Origin of the sequence: Pseudoxanthomonas sp. Root65 (assembly GCF_001427635.1) — a bacterium.
Classification (GTDB): Bacteria; Pseudomonadota; Gammaproteobacteria; order Xanthomonadales; family Xanthomonadaceae; genus Pseudoxanthomonas_A.
Window position 1 is genome coordinate 1,805,951 of record NZ_LMHA01000001.1, and the last position, 18,453, is coordinate 1,824,403.

General features: G+C 68.4%; 18 protein-coding genes. 9 read left to right on the forward strand and 9 right to left on the reverse strand.

The genetic code is table 11. The features are described 5' to 3' along the window. Positions 1–4: 4 nt before the first annotated feature. The 3 genes from fis to prmA form a co-directional block, all read right to left on the reverse strand. Complete coding sequence (fis, locus tag ASD77_RS07940; RefSeq protein ID WP_055939724.1) at positions 5–277, reverse strand: DNA-binding transcriptional regulator Fis; 273 nt, start codon at positions 275–277, stop codon at positions 5–7. Between the two features lie 120 nt (positions 278–397). Further along, positions 398–1,351: a DUF3426 domain-containing protein gene (locus tag ASD77_RS17720; protein WP_082563177.1), complete on the reverse strand. Its 954-nt coding sequence runs from the start codon at positions 1,349–1,351 to the stop codon at positions 398–400. A 49-nt stretch (positions 1,352–1,400) separates the two neighbouring features. Further along, complete coding sequence (gene prmA, locus ASD77_RS07950) at positions 1,401–2,315, reverse strand: 50S ribosomal protein L11 methyltransferase (protein WP_055939725.1); 915 nt, start codon at positions 2,313–2,315, stop codon at positions 1,401–1,403. A 148-nt stretch (positions 2,316–2,463) separates the two neighbouring features. Here prmA and ASD77_RS07955 point away from each other — a divergent pair, with 148 nt between their 5' ends. Further along, on the forward strand, positions 2,464–3,399 hold the full coding sequence (locus tag ASD77_RS07955; protein ID WP_156383517.1) for a hypothetical protein: 936 nt from the start codon (positions 2,464–2,466) through the stop codon (positions 3,397–3,399). Next, on the forward strand, positions 3,396–3,755 hold the full coding sequence (locus ASD77_RS07960) for a hypothetical protein (protein WP_055939727.1): 360 nt from the start codon (positions 3,396–3,398) through the stop codon (positions 3,753–3,755). The genes ASD77_RS07955 and ASD77_RS07960 overlap by 4 nt, the downstream gene beginning before the upstream one ends. 86 nt (positions 3,756–3,841) lie before the next feature. On the opposite strand, the gene accC is transcribed toward ASD77_RS07960, so the two are convergent. From accC to cutA, 6 genes are all read right to left on the reverse strand, one after another. Then, a complete protein-coding gene (gene accC, locus ASD77_RS07965; protein WP_055939729.1) occupies positions 3,842–5,209 on the reverse strand; it encodes an acetyl-CoA carboxylase biotin carboxylase subunit in 1,368 nt (455 codons plus the stop codon). Positions 5,210–5,219: 10 nt separating this feature from the next. Continuing rightward, entirely contained in the window at positions 5,220–5,699 is a 480-nt protein-coding gene (gene accB, locus ASD77_RS07970) for an acetyl-CoA carboxylase biotin carboxyl carrier protein (protein ID WP_055939731.1), read from the reverse strand. Between the two features lie 48 nt (positions 5,700–5,747). After that, positions 5,748–6,188, reverse strand: a complete 441-nt coding sequence (aroQ, locus tag ASD77_RS07975) for a type II 3-dehydroquinate dehydratase (protein WP_055939733.1) — start codon at positions 6,186–6,188, stop codon at positions 5,748–5,750. A 212-nt stretch (positions 6,189–6,400) separates the two neighbouring features. Further along, on the reverse strand, positions 6,401–6,994 hold the full coding sequence (locus tag ASD77_RS07980; RefSeq protein WP_055939735.1) for a TlpA disulfide reductase family protein: 594 nt from the start codon (positions 6,992–6,994) through the stop codon (positions 6,401–6,403). After that, positions 6,991–9,285 carry a protein-disulfide reductase DsbD gene (locus ASD77_RS07985; RefSeq protein ID WP_055939737.1) on the reverse strand — a complete coding sequence of 765 codons (2,295 nt, stop codon included), beginning with the start codon at positions 9,283–9,285 and terminating at the stop codon, positions 6,991–6,993. The genes ASD77_RS07980 and ASD77_RS07985 overlap by 4 nt, the downstream gene beginning before the upstream one ends. Positions 9,286–9,289: 4 nt before the next feature. Then, entirely contained in the window at positions 9,290–9,625 is a 336-nt protein-coding gene (gene cutA / locus ASD77_RS07990; protein WP_055939739.1) for a divalent-cation tolerance protein CutA, read from the reverse strand. Between the two features lie 208 nt (positions 9,626–9,833). On the opposite strand from cutA, the gene ASD77_RS07995 reads away from it, so the two are divergent. The 7 genes from ASD77_RS07995 (at position 9,834) to ASD77_RS08025 (ending at position 18,439) form a co-directional block, all read left to right on the forward strand. Further along, complete coding sequence (locus ASD77_RS07995) at positions 9,834–10,127, forward strand: co-chaperone GroES (RefSeq protein WP_055939741.1); 294 nt, start codon at positions 9,834–9,836, stop codon at positions 10,125–10,127. Positions 10,128–10,259: 132 nt separating this feature from the next. Further along, a complete protein-coding gene (gene groL, locus ASD77_RS08000; RefSeq protein WP_055939743.1) occupies positions 10,260–11,900 on the forward strand; it encodes a chaperonin GroEL in 1,641 nt (546 codons plus the stop codon). 99 nt (positions 11,901–11,999) lie between these two features. Further along, positions 12,000–12,608, forward strand: coding sequence for a DUF6445 family protein (locus ASD77_RS08005; protein ID WP_055939746.1), 609 nt, complete (start codon positions 12,000–12,002; stop codon positions 12,606–12,608). 223 nt (positions 12,609–12,831) lie between these two features. Then, positions 12,832–13,896 (forward strand): 3-deoxy-7-phosphoheptulonate synthase, encoded by a 1,065-nt coding sequence (locus ASD77_RS08010; RefSeq protein WP_055939748.1) that lies wholly within the window; start codon positions 12,832–12,834, stop codon positions 13,894–13,896. Between the two features lie 118 nt (positions 13,897–14,014). Continuing rightward, positions 14,015–16,375, forward strand: coding sequence for an EAL domain-containing protein (locus ASD77_RS08015; RefSeq protein ID WP_156383518.1), 2,361 nt, complete (start codon positions 14,015–14,017; stop codon positions 16,373–16,375). A 100-nt stretch (positions 16,376–16,475) separates the two neighbouring features. Further along, complete coding sequence (locus ASD77_RS08020) at positions 16,476–16,904, forward strand: DUF2141 domain-containing protein (RefSeq protein ID WP_055939752.1); 429 nt, start codon at positions 16,476–16,478, stop codon at positions 16,902–16,904. An 11-nt stretch (positions 16,905–16,915) separates the two neighbouring features. Further along, positions 16,916–18,439 carry a carotenoid oxygenase family protein gene (locus tag ASD77_RS08025; protein WP_055939754.1) on the forward strand — a complete coding sequence of 508 codons (1,524 nt, stop codon included), beginning with the start codon at positions 16,916–16,918 and terminating at the stop codon, positions 18,437–18,439. The last annotated feature ends 14 nt before the right edge of the window (positions 18,440–18,453 follow it).

Genomic DNA, 18,453 nt, shown 5'->3' on the forward strand with positions numbered 1-18,453 from the left:
CGGCTCAGGCCAGTCCGTAGTCCTTGAGCTTCTTGCGCAGCGTGGCGCGGTGGATGCCGAGCATGGCGGCGGCGCGGCTCTGGTTGCCTTCGCAGTGGTTGAGCACTTCCACGAACAGCGGGATTTCCATTTCGCGCAGCACGATCTCGTAGACATCGTCGGCTTCGCAGCCGTCCAGGTCGCGCAGGTAGCGGCGCACGGAATGCGCGACATGTTCGCGCAACGGCGGACGCGATGCGGCGCGTGGCGTGTCCTGGCGTGTGGAGGCGGCGTTCAATCGGATCCCCTGGGCGCTACGGATGCAGATGCCCGCCTTGTGCTTGTGGGTATTCGGCGGGCGGACGAGTCTAGCGCCTGATCGCGGCGCGTGCATCCGCTTTTTGATGAACCGGCGGACTTAACGGAAGTCGAAGGAAAACGCGACGACGCTGGCGCTGGGTTCGCGTATCCGCACCGCCATCTGCGCGCTCTGGCCCGGCCCGATGGCGGTCGTCGTCTCACCCTCCGGCAGGTAATCCTCGGGCTGCAGGGCGCGGGCGCCGAGCGTGCGGCCATCGGCATCCTTCAACGTCAGCAGGATCACAGGCCAACCCTGCGCCCAGCGCGCTTCGTTGCGGAACGTGGCCTGCGCCTGCAGGGTGCCCGGCGCGCCAAGGACGGGACGCACATCACGGCTGAGCATGGTGAAGGCCGCGGGTTCGCGCCAGGTCGGGACCTCGCAGCGGAACACGCCGCACAACGCCACGACCACCGGTCGCCATCCGGCCTGCATCGCCAGCCGAGCGCGATCGGCGATCACGACCTGCAGGCAGAGCAGCAGCGACAGCGCGACGACGACCGCCCACAGTGCGCGCGCACGCTGCGCATGCACCGGCGTGGTGCGTGCGCGGTGCAGGAAACGCGGCCCCGTCGCCTCGCGTGCGGCAACCGGAGTCGCGATCGCTGCATCGGGCGTGCGGGCCGGTGCGGTGTCGGGCGACGGGATGGGGTTGGGTGCTGATGCGTCGTGGTGCGGGGATGCATCGTCGCGCGGAACGGCTTCGTGTTCGGCATCTTCCGGCGGTGACGATGCATCCATCGGCGCTGCCGTCAGCGGCGTCTCCATCTCGACGGATGGCACCTCTGCCGCTGCGTTGGCGATGGCATCGGCGGTGATGACGTCCGCGTCCGGCGCCTGCGGTTCGGCCTTCGTCGGCGTCGCATGCAGCAGCGTGGCCAGGCTTGGCGCCGGCGATATCGCATCACCTGCCGTCGCCAGCGGCTTTCCGCAGCGCGGACATGCCGCCGGCACGGCACCCGAGTGCGGGTCGCGGGCGACAAGGAACTGGCAGTGCGGGCAGGCGGTGAACATGGCCGCTATTCAACCACGCTCGTCTGCGGGCGTGTTGTGACCGGCAACGTCAGCGGCGGATGCCGTCGATGCGCATCCAGTCGCCGTCCTGCGTGGCGGACAGTGCGTCGAACCACGCGGCATAACGGACGAGCAGGTCGTCTTCCTGCCCCTTGAGGATGCCGGACAGTGCGATGCGGCCGCCCGACGCCACGCGCGCGGCGAGGATCTCGGCCAGCGCATCCAGCGCCGAGGCCAGGATGTTCGCCACCACGACCGGATACGTGGTCACCGGTTCGTCGTCAGGCAGGTAGACGCTGAAGTCCGCGCCCACGTCGTTGCGTTGCGCATTGTCGGTACTGGCCAGCAGCGCCTGCGGGTCGTTGTCGACACCGACGGCCTGCGCGGCGCCCAGCTTCAGTGCGGCCAGCGCGAGGATGCCGGAGCCGCAGCCGAAATCGAGCACGCGCTGCCCCTGCAGCACGCCGTCGCTGGCCAGGGCGTCGAGCCAGCGCAGGCACAGGGCGGTGGTGGGATGCGTGCCGGAGCCGAACGCCAGGCCGGGATCGAGGCGCACGACGGCCGCGTCGTCGCCCGCGTCATCGGGCACGGCGTGATTCCACGGCACGATGAAGGTGCGTGCGCCGAAGCGCATCGGCGTGAACTGGTCCAGCCACGCGCGTTCCCAGTCCTCGTCCTCGACCTTGCGGAAGCCGACCTGCGTCCAGTCCAGGCCGGGATCGAAAGAGTCCAGGGCGGCCAGCAGGGTCAGCGCATCGGTGTCCGCATCGAACAGCGCGGTCAGCACCAGCGCCTTCCACAACGGGGTTTCGCCGACGCGCGGCTCGAGGATGGCGCGTTCGTTGCCGGTATCGGCATCGGCGTCCAGCAGGGTGACCGACAACGCGCCCACGTCATCCAATGCGTTCTCGTAGCGCGGCTGCTCGGCTTCGGTGCAGCGCAGGGAGAGTTCCAGATAAGGCATGGCCGGACGCGGTGAAAATGAACGGGCCGGGATTGTCTCACGCGTGTCGCGGCGACGGACCGCAGCGGCACGACGAAAGGCGCCACCGGCTGCGTGAACGCGCGCGCATTGCATTGAAAGCCCCGGTAAGCGCCGGGATAATGGCTGCGTGCCCCGGAAGCTGCTGATGCCGATGATGCTGGTGGGCCTGCTGGGGGCGCTGGCGTGGATGCCGCTGCGCCAGGCGGGTTGGCTGCCGCATGCGCTGCCCACGGCCGTCGATGCCGGCGCCGCGCCAGCCGTTCGATCTTTCTCCCCGTCTTCCGCAACGCCCGTGCTGCGCCCGGCATCCGTGCGTGCTGTGCCCGCGTTGTCGCCGTTGCGGCGCGGCTTCGAGGACAGCACCGACCTGTTCGCCTATTCGCGCCAGCTGGTGGCGCTGGCGGCGGCAGGCGATGCCGATGCCATGTGGCTGCTGAGCCTGGTGCAGGACCATTGCGCGGGCTACGCGGCCGATCCGGTCGGTTATGTGCAGGACACCCGCGTCATCGCCGGCCTGGGATTGTCCGGCGGCAGCGCGATGATCGCCGCCCGCCAGCGCGTGCAGCAGCGCTGCGGCCGCTTCGTGCCGCAGGACGGTTTCTCGTTGCCGACCCTCATCACCCAGCGCACGCAGGCCGCGCGTGCAGGCAGCCTGGCGGCGGAAGCCGCCCTGCTGGCGATGGATCAGCCGCTCCAGCAGGGCGACGACTACCGGCGCGACCTGGTGCGGCGCGTCCTCGAATCGGAAGACCCCTTCGCCTATCTCGCCATCGCGCCGGTGATGGGCACCACCGGCAGCGGACAGCGCGACACGCTGGGCGAGGTGTCGGGCAGCGAACTGAGCGAGATCGCCTGGCGCATCGCCTCATGCCAGTTGGGCATGGACTGCAGCCCTGACGGTTCGATGATGACCAATTACTGCGTCAACGGCGGCATCTGCTCGCAGGACGCATCGCAGGATTTCACCACCTTCGCACGGGATGCCGGTGTCCCGCGACAGGGTGCGGACAATGTGGACGAGATGGTGGGCACCTTGCTGGCCCCCCAGGGAGTAGACGGATGAAATACAAGCGCACGCGGCCGGGAATCAATCTCCTGGTGTGGGGCCTGGTGGTGGTGGCGTATGCCGCTGCGGCCGCCACGATCGTCATCGAGACGCGCGACCCCGGCTTCCGGGACCTCTCGCGGGTGGGGCACATGACCATCCACGCCCCCGACGATGCGCGCCGCCTGGGTGCGGCGCAGGTCGCGGCGCTGTACCGCGCGCGCAGCGGCACGCCCTTCTCGACATTGTCTCCGGGCAGCACCATCCGGGTGGTGTGGGCCGATGGTTCGTCCGAAGTGGTGCGGATCACCGATCCCTCCTCGCCGCTCGGCGCCACCCCGGTGCCGGGTACGCAGCAGGCGCCGGCGCGGTAACGCGATACGTCTTCGCGCATCGCAAACCGGAAGGGCCGGGATGGCGACATCCCGGCCCTTCGGTTTTTCGGCGATGCGGATCCGCGTCAGACCAGCGAGATCGCCTTGTTCTTGCGTTCGGCCAGGCGCTTTTCCAGGTAGTGGATGTTCTGACCGCCGGCCTGGAAGCCCTGGTCGCGCATGATGCGCTGCTGCAGGGGGATATTCGTCTTGATGCCGTCGATGACCATCTCGCTGAGCGCCACGCGCATGCGGGCGATGGCGGTGTCTCGGTCCGGACCATGCACGATGAGCTTGGCGATCATCGAGTCGTAGTTCGGCGGCACGCGGTAGCCTTCGTAGATGTGCGTGTCCACGCGCACGCCAGGACCACCGGGCGGATGGAAGTGCTGGATCAGGCCCGGATGCGGCATGAACGTATCGGGATCTTCCGCATTGATGCGGCACTCGATGGCGTGGCCGCGCAGCACGATGTCGCTCTGCTTGATGCTCAGCTTGTGGCCGGCGGCGATGCGCAGCTGTTCGCAGACCAGGTCGATGCCGGTGATGCGCTCGGTCACCGGATGCTCCACCTGGATGCGGGTGTTCATCTCGATGAAGTAGAAGCGGCCATCCTCGAACAGGAACTCGAACGTACCCGCGCCGCGGTAGCCGATGCGGATGCAGGCTTCCACGCAGACCTTGCCGATCTCGTTGCGCAGTTCCTCGCTGATGCCCGGTGCCGGCGCTTCCTCCACGACCTTCTGGTGGCGGCGCTGCATCGAGCAGTCGCGCTCGCCCAGGTGGATGGCGTTGCCCTGGCCGTCGGCCAGCACCTGGATCTCCACGTGGCGCGGATTCTCCAGGAACTTCTCCATGTAGACCTCGCCGTTGCCGAAGGCCGCCTTGGCCTCCGACTTGGTGGTCTCGATGGCCGCCTTCAGTGCGCCCTCGACATGCACCACGCGCATGCCGCGACCGCCACCGCCACCCGCCGCCTTGATGATGACCGGATAGCCGATCTCGCGCGCGATCTTGGTGTTCGCCACGATGTCGTCGCCCAGCGGACCGCCGCTGCCCGGCACGCACGGCACGCCGGCGGCCTGCATGGCGCGGATGGCTTCCACCTTGTCGCCCATCATGCGGATGGTGTCGGCCTTGGGGCCGATGAAGATGAAGCCGGACTGCTCCACCCGCTCGGCGAAGTCGGCGTTCTCCGACAGGAAGCCGTAGCCCGGATGGATGGCCTGCGCGTCGGTCACTTCGGCCGCGGCGATGATCGCCGGGATGTTGAGGTAACTGTCCTTCGATGCGGCCGGGCCGATGCAGACGGATTCATCCGCCATGGCCACGTGCTTGAGGTTGCGGTCGACGGTGGAATGCACCGCGACCGTGCGGATGCCGAGGGTGTGGCAGGCGCGCAGGATGCGCAGCGCGATCTCACCCCGGTTGGCGATGACGACTTTGTCCAGCATGGTGCGGACCTCAGCCGATCACGAACAGCGGCTGGTCGAATTCGATCGGCTGGCCGCTCTCGGCCAGGATCGACAGCACGGTGCCGGACACATCGGCTTCGATGGGGTTGAACATCTTCATGGCTTCGATGATCGCCAGCGTCTCGCCGGCTTTCACCGCCTGGCCGATGCTGACGAACGAAGGCTTGTCCGGCGACGGCGAGGCGTAAAACGTACCTACCATCGGAGCGCGCACCACGTGGCCGTCCGGCAGGGCGTTGCCGGCCTTGGCGGTGCCGCCGGTGGAGGCCTCGGTGGGCGAGCTCATCGGCATGGGTGCGGCGGGGCGCGGTTCGGCGTAGGCGACGGGCGCAGGCGCTGCCGGCGCCGCATAGCCGCCCTTGGGCGTGCGCGCCAGGCGCACGGACTCTTCGCCTTCCTTGATCTCGATTTCGGCCAGGTTCGACTCTTCCAGCAGGTCGATCAGTTTCTTGATTTTGCGGAGATCCATGGGAGCCTCGTGGTTGAACGCGGTTCCCCGCAGGGAACCAGAGAAAGGTCAGGCGGGCAGCCGCTGCAGGGCGGCGTCCAGCGCGTAGCGGTAGCTGTCGGCGCCGAACCCGCAGACCACGCCCACCGCCTTGTCGCTGAGATAGCTGGTGTGGCGGAAGGGTTCGCGGCTGTGCGGGTTGGACAGGTGGATTTCGATGAAGGGCAGGGCCACCGCCGCCAGCGCGTCGCGGATCGCGACCGAGGTGTGGGTGAAGGCGGCCGGGTTGATCAGGAGAAAGGCGGTGCCGTCGCCGCGGGCGGCCTGGATGCGGTCGACCAAGGCGTGTTCGGCGTTGGACTGGAAGCTTTCCAGCTGGTGTCCCGCCGCCTGCGCCTGCGCCGTCAGCGCCAGGTCGATGTCCGCCAGTGTCGCGTGGCCATAGACCTCCGGCTCGCGGGTGCCGAGCAGGTTGAGGTTGGGGCCATGCAGGACCAGCAGCTTCGCCATTCGGCTCTCCAGCGGAAGGGCGGCAGTCTGCTTGAACCCGGCAATGCTGTCCAGTTCGCCGAAGTTTGCTTCGTTTTAAGCGATTGTTTGATTTTTCGCCGTTACGTGATGGATCAGGCAGGTGCGCGTCGTCGTGGGATGTCGGGCGGGCGGACAGGTGAAGGCTGATAGCGGGCGATGGGCGCGACTTCGGCGACGTTGCCAGCCGAAGCCTAATCGGCCCAGCCGCTGATCTCGCCATGCTCGAACGGCCCGATCTTCTGTCGCTCGATCCGTCCGTCGGCGCCCACCAGCACCGTGTAGGGCAGCACGCCCTTGGTGTTGCCCAGCCAGACGCTGGCATCGGCCGGGCCCGGTGTGTCCAGCACGATCGGGTAGCTGACCGGTACGCGGTTGAGGAAATCGGTCACCCCGTCGTGGGTGTCCAGTGCAAGGCCTACCACCTGGACGCCTTCGGTGCCCTGCGAGGTGGCGAAGCGCTGCAGTTCCGGCATCTCCTCGATGCACGGCCCGCACCAGCTGGCCCAGACATTGATCAGCAGGCGTTTGCCACGGTAGTTGGCGGCGAGATCGACGATCTTGCCATCCAGTCCCGGCAGCGCGATCGCCGGCATGCGATCGCCGATGCCGGCGGGCGTGACGCCTTCCGGGGGCGCGGGGGCAGTCGCGTTGACCGCGGCGTGCAGCGCGCGCTCGCCGGGTCCGGTCCGCCACAGCGGATTGCCGTTGAACCACAGGCTGGCCAGCAGGCCCAGGCCACCGGCGACCAGGGCGACCGCCAGGATGCGCGGCGTGGTGACCTTCATCGCGCCGCCCGTTCGAAGGCCTGGCGCATCGTCTCGTGGGTCAGCACGGTCGGCAGCACTTCGCCTTCGCCGCCGCCACGCGGATAGAGCACGTACAGCGGCACGCCGACGGCCTTGTGCTGCTCAAGGAAGGCGGTGATGGCCGGGTCCACGTTGGTCCAGTCCCCGGTCAGCATCACCGCATCGTGCGCGGCCAGCAGGTCGCGGAAGGTGTCGGTGTCCAGCACGGCCTTCTCGTTGGCCTTGCAGGTGACGCACCAGTCCGCCGTCATGTCGACGAAGACCATGCGCCCTTCGCTACGCAACGCCGCCAGCCGTTCCGCCGACCAGGCCAGATGGCCTTCCGCCGTGGGTGCGACGCTGCAGGGCGCCGGCAACCGGTGCACCATCCCCAGCGGCACCAGCGCAGCGGTGGCGAGCACCAGCGCCAGCACCCGCTGCAGCGGCGAGGCGGCGAAGCGCACGCGCTGGAACCACCATAGCCCCAGCGCCAGCAGCACCAGGCCGACCAGCGCCAGGCCCACCGCGTCGATGCCGCGCTGGTTGCCCAGCACCCACAGCAGCCACACGGCCGTCAGGTACATCGGGAAGGCCAGCACCTGCTTCAGCGTGTCCATCCACGCGCCGGGCCGCGGCAGCCGGTTCGCCAACGCCGGCACGAAACCGATCAGCAGGAACGGCAGGGCCAGGCCCAGGCCGAGCATCGCGAACACCAGCAGCGCCAGCGGCGTCGGCGCGGTGAACGCGTAAGCGAGCGCCACGCCCATGAACGGCGCGGTGCACGGGCTGGCCACCACCACCGCCAGCACGCCGGTGAAGAAGTCGCCGACGGGACCACGACGCGAGGCCAGCCCCTGCCCGGCACCGGCCAGCCGATGGCCGACCGCGAACACGCCCGACAGGCTCAGGCCGACGGCGAACATCACGTAGGCCAGCAGCCCCACCACCCACGGCTGCTGCAGCTGGAAACCCCAGCCCAGCGCCTGGCCGGCGGCCCGCAGCGCGATGGCCAGCGCGCCGACCGCGACGAAGCTGACCAGCACCCCGGCCGTGTACCAGAGCGCACGCCGGCGGGCATCGCCGTCGCCGCGTCCGCTCTCGGCCAGCGACAGCGCCTTCAGCGACAGGATCGGCAGCACGCAGGGCATCAGGTTGAGGATCAGGCCGCCGAGCAGCGCCAAAGCGAGCGCGGCGAGCAACGAGGTGGCGCCGCGCGGGTTGCGCGCCAGCACGTCTTCGGGCGGGCGCGTGCGTTCGACATCGGTCGCGGCGGGCGTGGTCGCCGCTGCAGCATCCTCGGTACCGGTGGTCGTGCCATCCGGTGCAGTCGCTGTCGTCGGCAGCGGCGCGACGGCGGTCGGGGCAGGGACGTCGGGCGTGCTGGCCGGTGTAACAGGGCCGGCGGGGATCGACAGCTTCACCCGCCGCGTCATCGGCGGATAGCAGATGCCGTCCTTCTGGCAGCCCTGGAACGTCACCCGCAGCGTCGCGGCCACCGCGTCGGCGCGGTCGCGCGTGAGCGGCACCGGCACCTCGGCCTGGTCGAAGTAGACGATGACATCACCGAAGTGTTCGTCGCGGTGGGCGACGCCCTTCGGCCACCGCGGCGCCTGCAGGGAGACCCCCGATGCGCCTTCCAGCGCCATCGAAGTACGGTCGCGATACACGTAATAGCCGCGCGCCGGGGTGAAGCGCAGCAGCAGTTCGTTACCGTTAAAGGCGATCGCCTCGAAAGCGAACGCCTGTTCCGCCGGCAGCGGCAGCGCGTCCATGCCGGTCTGCGGTTTCTGGCCCAGCAGGGCACCGGTCACGGCGCTGGCGCCGAGCGGGACGAAGGCCTCGCCTGCGCCCGCCGGCAACGCCACCTTCAGCGTGCGGGTCTGCGGCGGGTAACAGATGCCGGCATCGGCGCAGCCCTGGTACTTGATCTTCAGCGTGACGCTGTCGGCGCCCGCCGTCGGCCGGCCGGGCAGGGTGGCCACCAGTTCGCCACGATAGGTCTCGACGTCGCCGAAGAATTCGTCGCGGTAGGCCTTGCCCTTCGGCAGCTGCAGTGGCTGCGCGGCGAAGCCGGCGTCGGCTTCCACGCCCGTGCGGTGCCGGTACAGGTAGTAGCCGTCGGTGATCTGCCAGCGGATCTCGATGCGGTCGCGCGCCGGCGCGGTGGCCGTCAGCACGAACGCCTCGTCCACCGGCAGCAGGTCGTCCTGGGTGATCGCGGCGGACGCCGCCGGCGCGATCAGCGAGGCGAGGGGCAGCAGGCAGGCGAGCAGGGTGCGGATCAGCGTCATCGGGTCACTCGGGGGCGCGGGCGTCGGCCCGGGTTTCGGCCACGACCCAGTCCCGATACGCAGGAAGGCCGGCGGCGGTTTCGACCGCCAGGATCTCCGGCAGTTCATACGGGTGCAGTTCCGCCAGTCGCGCCATCAAGGCGTCGCGCCGGTCGGCGCTGGTCTTGGCCAGCAGCTGGACTTCGGTGGCCTGTTCCACCTGCCCCTGCCATCGGTAGGTCGACACCGCGCCGGGCAGCAGGCTGACGCAGGCCGCCAGCCGTTCCTCCACCAGCGTCCGCGCCAGCCGCTGGGCGGTGTCGGCGTCCGGGCAGGCGGACAGGATGAGGAAGACAGGCATGGGCCGGCGATTATCGCAGACCGCCCGGCCCGGCCCGGCGGCGAAAAAATTTGCCACCCGCCCCCTTGAAAGCGGGATCGACCCGCCCAACATCGGTCGGCATCCGGCGTTGCCGGGTTTTTGCGTCCGCGACGTTGGCAGTCCCTCGAGGCGAGTGCTAACATCGCCGCCCCTTTCCTAGTCCAATCAATCACTTAAGAGGATTGACATGAGCAACATCAAGCCGCTGTACGACCGTCTGGTGGTCAAGCCGATCGAAGCCGAAGAAACCTCCCTCGGCGGCATCATCATTCCCGACGCCGCTAAGGAAAAGCCCACCAAGGGTGAAGTCATCGCCGTCGGCGAAGGCAAGTTCGTCGACGCCACCGGCGGCGTTCGCGCCCCGAAGGTCAAGGTCGGCGACAAGGTCATCTACGGCCAGTACTCGGGTTCGGCCTACAAGCAGGACGGCGTCGAGTACAAGATCATCAAGGAAGACGACGTTCTCGCGATCCTCGGCTGAAGCCGAGGCGGGATCGGTGATTGGGGATTCGCAGTAGCGCAACCGCGTTGACGATCCCGCTCCATCCGATTTCCCGCCGCCCGACGTTTCTCGAATCACTCATCACGAATTACGAATCACGGAGTTTTTCCAATGGCTGCCAAAGATATCCGTTTCGGTGAAGACGCCCGTACGCGCATGGTGCGCGGCGTGAACATCCTCGCCAATGCCGTCAAGGCCACCCTCGGCCCGAAGGGCCGCAACGTCGTGCTCGAGAAGAGCTTCGGCGCCCCCACCATCACCAAGGACGGCGTCTCCGTCGCCAAGGAAATCGAACTGGCCGACAAGTTCGAGAACATGGGCGCGCAGATGGTCAAGGAAGTCGCTTCCAAGACCTCCGACAACGCCGGTGACGGCACCACCACCGCCACCGTGCTGGCACAGGCGTTCATCCGCGAAGGCTCCAAGGCCGTCGCCGCGGGCATGAACCCGATGGACCTCAAGCGCGGCATCGACCAGGCCGTGAAGGCCGCCGTCGAAGAGCTGAAGAAGCTCTCCAAGCCCACCGCCGACGACAAGGCGATCGCCCAGGTCGGCACCATTTCGGCCAACTCCGACAGCAACATCGGCGACATCATCGCCGAGGCCATGAAGAAGGTCGGCAAGGAAGGCGTGATCACGGTTGAAGAGGGCTCGGGCCTGGAGAACGAACTCGACGTCGTCGAGGGCATGCAGTTCGACCGCGGCTACCTGTCGCCGTACTTCATCAACAACCAGCAGTCGCAGCAGGTCGAATTCGACGACCCCTTCATCCTGATCCACGACAAGAAGGTCTCCAACGTCCGCGAACTGCTGCCGGTGCTGGAAGGCGTCGCCAAGGCCGGCAAGCCGCTGCTGATCGTGGCCGAAGAAGTCGAGGGCGAAGCCCTGGCTACGCTGGTGGTCAACACCATCCGCGGCATCGTCAAGGTCGCCGCTGTCAAGGCGCCGGGCTTCGGTGACCGCCGCAAGGCCATCCTGGAAGACATCGCCACGCTGACCAACGGCACGGTGATCTCCGAGGAAGTCGGCCTGCAGCTCGAGAAGGCCACCATCAACGACCTGGGTCGTGCGAAGAAGGTCGTGATCTCGAAGGAGAACACCACCATCATCGACGGCGCCGGCGATGCCGAGCGCATCCAGTCGCGCATCAAGCAGATCAAGGCGCAGATCGAAGAGACCTCGTCGGACTACGACCGCGAGAAGCTGCAGGAACGCGTGGCCAAGCTGGCCGGCGGCGTGGCCGTGATCAAGGTCGGTGCCTCGACCGAGATCGAGATGAAGGAAAAGAAGGCCCGCGTCGAAGACGCCCTGCACGCCACGCGTGCGGCGGTGGAAGAAGGCGTGGTCCCGGGCGGCGGCGTCGCGCTGATCCGCGCGCTGCAGACCATCGGCACCCTGAAGGGCGCCAACGAAGACCAGAACCACGGCATCCAGATCGCCCTGCGCGCAATGGAAGCCCCGCTGCGTGAGATCGTCACCAACGCCGGCGAAGAGCCGTCGGTGATCGTCAACCGCGTCAAGGACGGTTCGGGCAACTTCGGCTACAACGCCGCCAACGGCGAGTTCGGCGACATGATCGAGTTCGGCATCCTGGACCCGACCAAGGTCACGCGCTCCGCGCTGCAGAACGCCGCTTCGATCGCCGGCCTGATGATCACCACCGAAGCGATGGTGGCCGAGGCCCCGAAGAAGGATGAGCCGGCGATGCCGGCCGGCGGTGGCATGGGCGGCATGGGCGGCATGGACTTCTAAGTCCCGCGTCCTGTTCCACCCGCACGACAAGAACCCCGCCGAGAGGCGGGGTTCTTTTTTGCCTTGTGGTCGGCGCACGGGCTCGCTAGCCTGCGCGCCATGCACACCTCCCTCATCGTCGTCGACGACTTCCTTGGCCCGCAAGACGCGTGGTCGCTGCGCCAAGCCGCGCTGAAGCTGACCTACCCCGATCTGCGCGGGCCGTTCCCGGGCCGCAATTCGCTGGAGCGCATCGAGATCGAGGGCCTGTCCGAGATTGCCTCGCATCTCACCGGCGAGCGCCTGAAGCCGATCGATCCGCTGCAGTCGCACGGCAAGTTCCGCATCACGCTGGCGTCGGATGTCGGCAGTGCGAAGGTGCACATCGACCAGGCGTACTGGTCGGGCATCCTCTATCTCAGCAAGCCGGAGGACTGCCGCGGCGGCACTGAGTTCTTCCGTCATCGCCCATCGAACCGCGACCGTGCCCCGCTCAACGATGCGGAGTTGGCGGAGATGGGGTTCTCCTCGCATGCGCAGATGCATCAGGAAATCATCGAGAAGCACAGCAACGACGACAGCGTGTGGGAGCCCACCCAGCAGGTGCCGATGCGCTTCAACCGACTGCTGCTGCTGCGTCCCTGGTTATGGCATACCGCCGGCCCGGCATTCGGCACCACGATGGAGGACGGGCGGCTGGTCTACCTGATGTTCTTCACCGCGGCCTGATCGCGCGGGTTTCCGTTGCCGATGAAACAGTCGACAACGGCCGCAGTGCATGGCCCAATGCGTCGCATGAATCCGCTCCGCGCCCGCTATTGGTTTCGCTACTACGGCTTTCCGATGCCGACGGCGGAAGCGAGGACGTGTTCATTCTAGGTAAGACACCAGAAGAATCCCCTTGAAGCCGCCAGCGAACCTGGCGGCTTTTTTGTTGACCCGGAGAACCCCCATGGCCCCCCATACCGACGACCTGCGCATCCGCCGACTCGATGAGCTGGTGACGCCCGCCGCCGTGATCGCCGAACTGCCCTGCGATGACGCCGTCTCGCAGACCGTGTCCGATGCGCGCGGCGCGTTGCACGACATCCTGCATGGCCGCGACGACCGGCTGATCGTGGTGGTCGGGCCCTGCTCGATCCACGATCCCGCCTCCGCCATCGACTACGCCCGGCGCCTGAAACCGCTGCGCGATGCGCTGGCTGGCGAACTGGAGATCGTCATGCGGGTCTACTTCGAGAAGCCGCGCACGACGGTGGGCTGGAAAGGCCTGATCAACGATCCCGCGCTGGACGGCAGCTTCGACATCAACCGCGGGTTGCGGCTCGCGCGCCGCCTGCTGCGCGACATCAACGCGCTCGGTTTGCCGGCGGGCTGCGAATACCTCGACACCATCTCGCCGCAGTACATCAGCGACTTGGTGGCGTGGGGCGCGATCGGCGCGCGCACCACCGAAAGCCAGGTGCACCGCGAGATGGCCAGCGGCCTGTCGTGCCCGGTCGGCTTCAAGAACGGCACCGACGGCAACGTCAGGATCGCGGTGGATGCGGTGGGCGCGGCGTCGCACCCGCATCATTTCCTGGCGGTGACGAAGGACGGGCGCTCGGCCATCGCCGCCACCGCCGGCAATCCCGATTGCCACGTCATCCTGCGCGGCGGCAAGACGCCCAACTACGACGCCGCCAGCATCGAGGCCGCCAGCCAGGTGCTGGCGAAGGCCGGACTGCCGGCGCGCCTGATGATCGATGCCAGCCATGCCAACAGCGGCAAGAACCCGGACAACCAGCCGGCCGTCGTCGATGCCATTGCCACGCAGCTGCGCGCGGGCGAGCACCGCATCGTCGGCGTGATGGTGGAAAGCCACCTGGAAGGCGGGCGCCAGGACCTGGTGGCGGGGCAGCCGCTGCGTTACGGGCAGAGCATCACCGATGGCTGTCTGGCGTGGGAGGGATCGGTGCAGGTGCTGCACCGGTTGGCCGACGCGGTCCGGATCCGGCGCCTGGCCCGCGCGGCGTAAACGGCCTGCGGCGATGTCCGCTCCGGCACGAACGTAGCGAAGGGGAGGGTGTCGATCAGGCGCGCCCTCCTGACGCCGGCTCCACGGCGTCCACCGGCGCGGCTCGCCGGCCGAGGGAATGCCGATGCCGTGGAAGGCGCTACGCCAATGCTGGGCCCTGCCGCATGCGGACGCGGCGACGCGCGCGGTATTGCTGGACAGGCAGCTGCGCAACCTGTTTCGGGTCATCCCCTGGTACGTCGCCTCGAACCTGCTGACGGCCCTGGGCGTCTTCCAGGTCATGGCGCCCTTCCTGCAGGGCCATCGCTGGCAGCCCTGGGCCGTGGTCTTCGTCGTCGTGCACGTGGGCTGGGCTGCGCACGCGATCGGCCGGTGGCGGGTTGCCCGGCGGCCGCACCCGCAAGAGTTGCGCTTGGTCGACCTGTGGGTGTCGGCGTGCTGGTGCAGTTTGGCCGCGACGGCCTGCGGCATCGGCCTGTATCTCGGCGCCCCCTTGGCCGCGAGCGACGGCAGCCGACTGCTGCTGGCCGCCTACACCCCGGGACTGATCGCTACCGGCGTGCTGGTGGGCATCACCGCCCCGCTGCTGTCGTTCCTGTGGCTGGTGATCCTGACCGTGGCCGCGTGCGTCATGGTGGCGCGGCTGGACTTCCTGGCGCAGGGCATGACGATCGTGCAGCTGTGCTGCTATGCCGTGATGCTGACCATCGCCCTGCTGTTCGTATCGCGCATGCTGGTGAAGCGGATCGAGGCCGAGACGTCGGCGGCGCGACAGAAGCAGATCGTGGGGCTGCTGCTGCGCGAGTTCGAGAGCAATGCCAACGACTGGCTGTGGGAAAGCGACTGCAGGGGCAGCCTGACCCGGGTAGGGCCTTCCCTGGCGCGGATGCTCGGGCGCGACGATACGACCCTGGTCGGCAGGCGCCTGGACACGCTGTTCGCGCGGCAGCGCCTGATCGAGGTGGCCAGTGACCGGGAGGTCGGCGCCGACGCGCTGCAGCGGCGCCTGGCGACCCCGCTGCCGTTCACCGGCCTGGTGGTGGAAGCGGCGACCCCCGAGACCTGCAGCTGGAAGATCAGTGCCCGTCCCCTGCATGTGCCGTCCGGCGCGTGGACGGGCTGGCGCGGAGTAGGGTGCGATGTGTCCGACGCCCGTCTGCGCGAAGCGGACGCGCTGCAGCGTGAGCGCAACCTGCACCATCTCGCCCACCACGATGCGCTGACCGGGCTGCCGAACCGCCGCAGTTTTCTCCAGCAATCGCACGAGGGCACGACATCCGGGACACCGGCGGCGATGGCGCTGCTCGATCTGGACCATTTCAAGAACGTCAACGACAGCCTCGGCCACCCGGTCGGCGACGCAGTGTTGTGCGTGGTCGCGCGACGCTTGCAGCGCGTCTGCCGCGCGGGCGACGCGCTGGCGCGCCTGGGCGGCGACGAGTTCGCCCTGTTGCTGCGCGACCTGCGTGTGGATGCGCCGGAAGACGATGTCCTGCACCGCCTCCAGGATGTGCTGCTGGTGTTGCGCGAGCCGGAGTGGGTCAACGGCTTCCGCGTCGATGTCCGTGCCAGCGTCGGCGCGGCGCTGATTCCGGAGCCGCCCGTGACCCACGACGAACTGCTGCGGCGTGCCGATACCGCGCTGTACGCCGCCAAGAGCGGGGGCCGCGACACGGTGCGTCTCTACGACCCTGCGATGAGCGCACACCTGCGCGAGCGGCTGGCGCTGGTCAGCGACCTGGCCATGGCGGCGGACGGCGACCAGCTCGAGATCGACTACATGGCGCTGTACGCGGCCGACACGCTGGAAGTGCGTGGCTACGAGGCGTTGTTGCGGTGGCGGCATCCCCTGCACGGACGCATCAGTCCGGCGGATTTCATTCCGGCAGCGGAGGAGTCCGGCCTGGTCCTGCAGATCGGCTTGTGGGTGCTCGAACATGCCTGCCGGGATGCGCTGTGCTGGCCCTCATCCACGTTGCTGGCCGTCAACGTGTCGGTGGTGCAGCTGGCATGGCCACCGTTCGTCGATACGGTCCTGGACGTTCTGCACCGTGTCGGCCTGCCGCCTTCGCGGCTCGAGCTGGAGGTGACCGAGTCGGCGCTGGCGCGCGACCCGGCTGCCGCGCGTGCCGTGCTTGCGCGGCTGCGGAGCCGCGGTGTGCGCATCGCGATCGACGACTTCGGCGTGGGCTATTCGTCGATGGCGCAATTGCGGGAACTGCCCTTCGATCACATCAAGCTCGACCAATCCTTCGCCGCAGGCCTGCTGCAGGACGAGCGCGCCACGACCGAGGCGATTATCGCCGCCATCCTCCAGCTCGCCCGCGCGCTGGGCGTGCCGGTCACCGCAGAGGGCGTGGAACGGCAGGCGCAACTGGATCTGCTGCGCGCGCTGGGATGCCGGTCGGTGCAGGGCTTCCTGCTGGGTCGGCCGTTACCTGCTTGCGGGCTGGGCTACGGCGGCCTGCCCGCGAGGTGACTTCCGGCAGGTCGGATCGATGACGGTTGGCAACTGACCCGGCCTGCGGAGGCCGAGGAGACTGGCGGCACGTTCCCGCCATCCATTCCCGGAGTCCGTCATGCACCGATTCGCCCGCCGCGCTTTCCTCCTGTCCTCTCTGCTGGCCACCACCACGGTAGGGGCGCAGGCTGCCGAACTGACCGTGGTACTGCACGACGTCCGGGCCCAGGCCGGTCTGATCAAGATCGCTCTGGTCGATTCGCAGGAGGGATGGGAAGGAAAGGCCGCGCCGGTGCAGGCCACGGGCGCGCCGCCGAGCGGCGGGCAGGCCACGTTCGTATTCGAGGACCTCAAGCCGGGTGCCTATGCCGTGCTGGTGACGCACGATGAGAACGGCAACGGCAAGCTCGACAGCAACATGATCGGCATGCCCATCGAGGCCTACGGCTTCAGCAACAATCCGCGCGTGATGCGCAAGCCGACCTGGGACGAAGCGCGCATCGAGGTTGGCGCTGACGACGCCGCCATCGACATCACCCTGCGTTGAGGTGCGCCGCCATGGACCGTCGCCGCTTCCTGCGCACCCTGCTTTCCGGCGCCACCGCGCTGGCCGTCGCCCCCACGCTGCTGCGCAGTGAGCCCGCCTTCGCCGGCGATCCTGCGCGGTTCGCCGCCGGCCTGCGCGCGCAACCGTGGCTGGAGGGCTGGTCATCCGTCCAGACCGAGACGCTGGGCCCGTCCACCGTGCAGATCGAGGGCCGGTTGCCGGTAGGCTTTGCCGGCACGCTGTACCGCAACGGTCCTGCCTGGACCGAGCGCGCCGGCTTCCGCTACGAGCACTGGTTCGACGGCGACGGCATGGTGCATGGCTGGCGCTTCAACGGCGACGGCACCGTGGGCCACCACGCCCGCATGGTCGCCACGCCGAAATTCACCCGCGAGCAGAAGGCGGGCTGTTTCCTGTATCCGGTCGCCGGCACCTCCATCCCGGACATGCAGCCGATCCGCAACAACGATGACGCCAATACGGCCAACACCTCCGTCACCATGATCAACGGGCGCCTGTTCGCACTGTCCGAAGCGGGTTCGGCGTTCGAGCTGGATCCGGACGAACTGACCACGCTCGGTCCCGTGACCTGGCGCCCTGACCTCGCCGCGATCCCGTTCTCCGCCCATCCGCTGGTGGACCGCGATGGCTCGTCATGGAACTTCGGCTCCATCTCGATGATGGGCGGCAACGGCCTGGTGGTGTGGCACATCGGCCGCGACGGCACGCTGGCCTCGGCCGACGTGCTGGAGACGCCGGTGCCCGGCTATCTGCACAGTTTCGCCATGACCGACCGTCATCTGGTCTTCGCCTTGATCCCGTTCCGCTACCGCGAGGGCCATGGTGCGTTCTTCGAGCGCCTGCGGTTCCAGCAGGATCAGCCGCTGCGCATCGCCGTGGTCGACAAGGCGACGCCCGCGCAGGCGCGCTGGTTCGAGGCCGACTTCGCCGCCATTTACCATTTCGGCGACGCGCACGAGCGCGATGGACGCATTACCGTGCGCGCCGTGCAGCACGTGGATGTGGAGGAGGCGCGTTCGCCGATGAAGGCGGCGATGAATGGCGACGTGCACGGCGACGCGCACAGTGGCACGGGGACGTTGCGTGAGCTGGTGCTGGACCTGCGCAGCGGCAAGGCGCGTTGGCAGGAGACCGGCATCGCAGGGGTCGAATTCCCGATGTTCGATGCGCGCACCGCGTCGTCGTCGCCCGCGCGCCTGTATGCGCCGATCCATGCCGAGGGCTCGACCGCGCCGTACTTCAGCCGGATCGGTGCGTTCGACCTCGTGCGCGATCGCCGCCAGGTGCACGACTACGGCCGCGACGTGTTGGTGGAGGAACACTTGTTCGTCCCGCGCCCCGGCGGTACGCGGCCCGACGAGGGCTGGCTGGTCGGCACCCTGCTCGATGCGGCGCGCGGCCGCAGCGGCATCGCGGTGCTCGATGCGCAGCGGGTGGACGATGGCCCGCTGGCGCAGGCCTGGCTGCCTTACACCGTGCCGCTGGGTTTCCACGGGCACTTCGCCGCACGCTGAGCCACCCTGCCTGC

Coding starts and splice junctions, on each gene's coding strand:
- ASD77_RS08025 (WP_055939754.1), top strand. CDS start 16,916: ATGGACCGTCGCCGCTTCCTGCGCACCCTGCTTTCCGGCGCCACCGCG.
- ASD77_RS07985 (WP_055939737.1), bottom strand. CDS start 9,285: ATGACGCTGATCCGCACCCTGCTCGCCTGCCTGCTGCCCCTCGCCTCG.
- cutA (WP_055939739.1), bottom strand. CDS start 9,625: ATGCCTGTCTTCCTCATCCTGTCCGCCTGCCCGGACGCCGACACCGCC.
- aroQ (WP_055939733.1), bottom strand. CDS start 6,188: ATGGCGAAGCTGCTGGTCCTGCATGGCCCCAACCTCAACCTGCTCGGC.
- groL (WP_055939743.1), top strand. CDS start 10,260: ATGGCTGCCAAAGATATCCGTTTCGGTGAAGACGCCCGTACGCGCATG.
- ASD77_RS07960 (WP_055939727.1), top strand. CDS start 3,396: ATGAAATACAAGCGCACGCGGCCGGGAATCAATCTCCTGGTGTGGGGC.
- ASD77_RS08020 (WP_055939752.1), top strand. CDS start 16,476: ATGCACCGATTCGCCCGCCGCGCTTTCCTCCTGTCCTCTCTGCTGGCC.
- ASD77_RS07995 (WP_055939741.1), top strand. CDS start 9,834: ATGAGCAACATCAAGCCGCTGTACGACCGTCTGGTGGTCAAGCCGATC.
- prmA (WP_055939725.1), bottom strand. CDS start 2,315: ATGCCTTATCTGGAACTCTCCCTGCGCTGCACCGAAGCCGAGCAGCCG.
- ASD77_RS08005 (WP_055939746.1), top strand. CDS start 12,000: ATGCACACCTCCCTCATCGTCGTCGACGACTTCCTTGGCCCGCAAGAC.
- ASD77_RS07980 (WP_055939735.1), bottom strand. CDS start 6,994: ATGAAGGTCACCACGCCGCGCATCCTGGCGGTCGCCCTGGTCGCCGGT.
- ASD77_RS08015 (WP_156383518.1), top strand. CDS start 14,015: ATGCCGATGCCGTGGAAGGCGCTACGCCAATGCTGGGCCCTGCCGCAT.
- ASD77_RS17720 (WP_082563177.1), bottom strand. CDS start 1,351: ATGTTCACCGCCTGCCCGCACTGCCAGTTCCTTGTCGCCCGCGACCCG.
- ASD77_RS08010 (WP_055939748.1), top strand. CDS start 12,832: ATGGCCCCCCATACCGACGACCTGCGCATCCGCCGACTCGATGAGCTG.
- accB (WP_055939731.1), bottom strand. CDS start 5,699: ATGGATCTCCGCAAAATCAAGAAACTGATCGACCTGCTGGAAGAGTCG.
- accC (WP_055939729.1), bottom strand. CDS start 5,209: ATGCTGGACAAAGTCGTCATCGCCAACCGGGGTGAGATCGCGCTGCGC.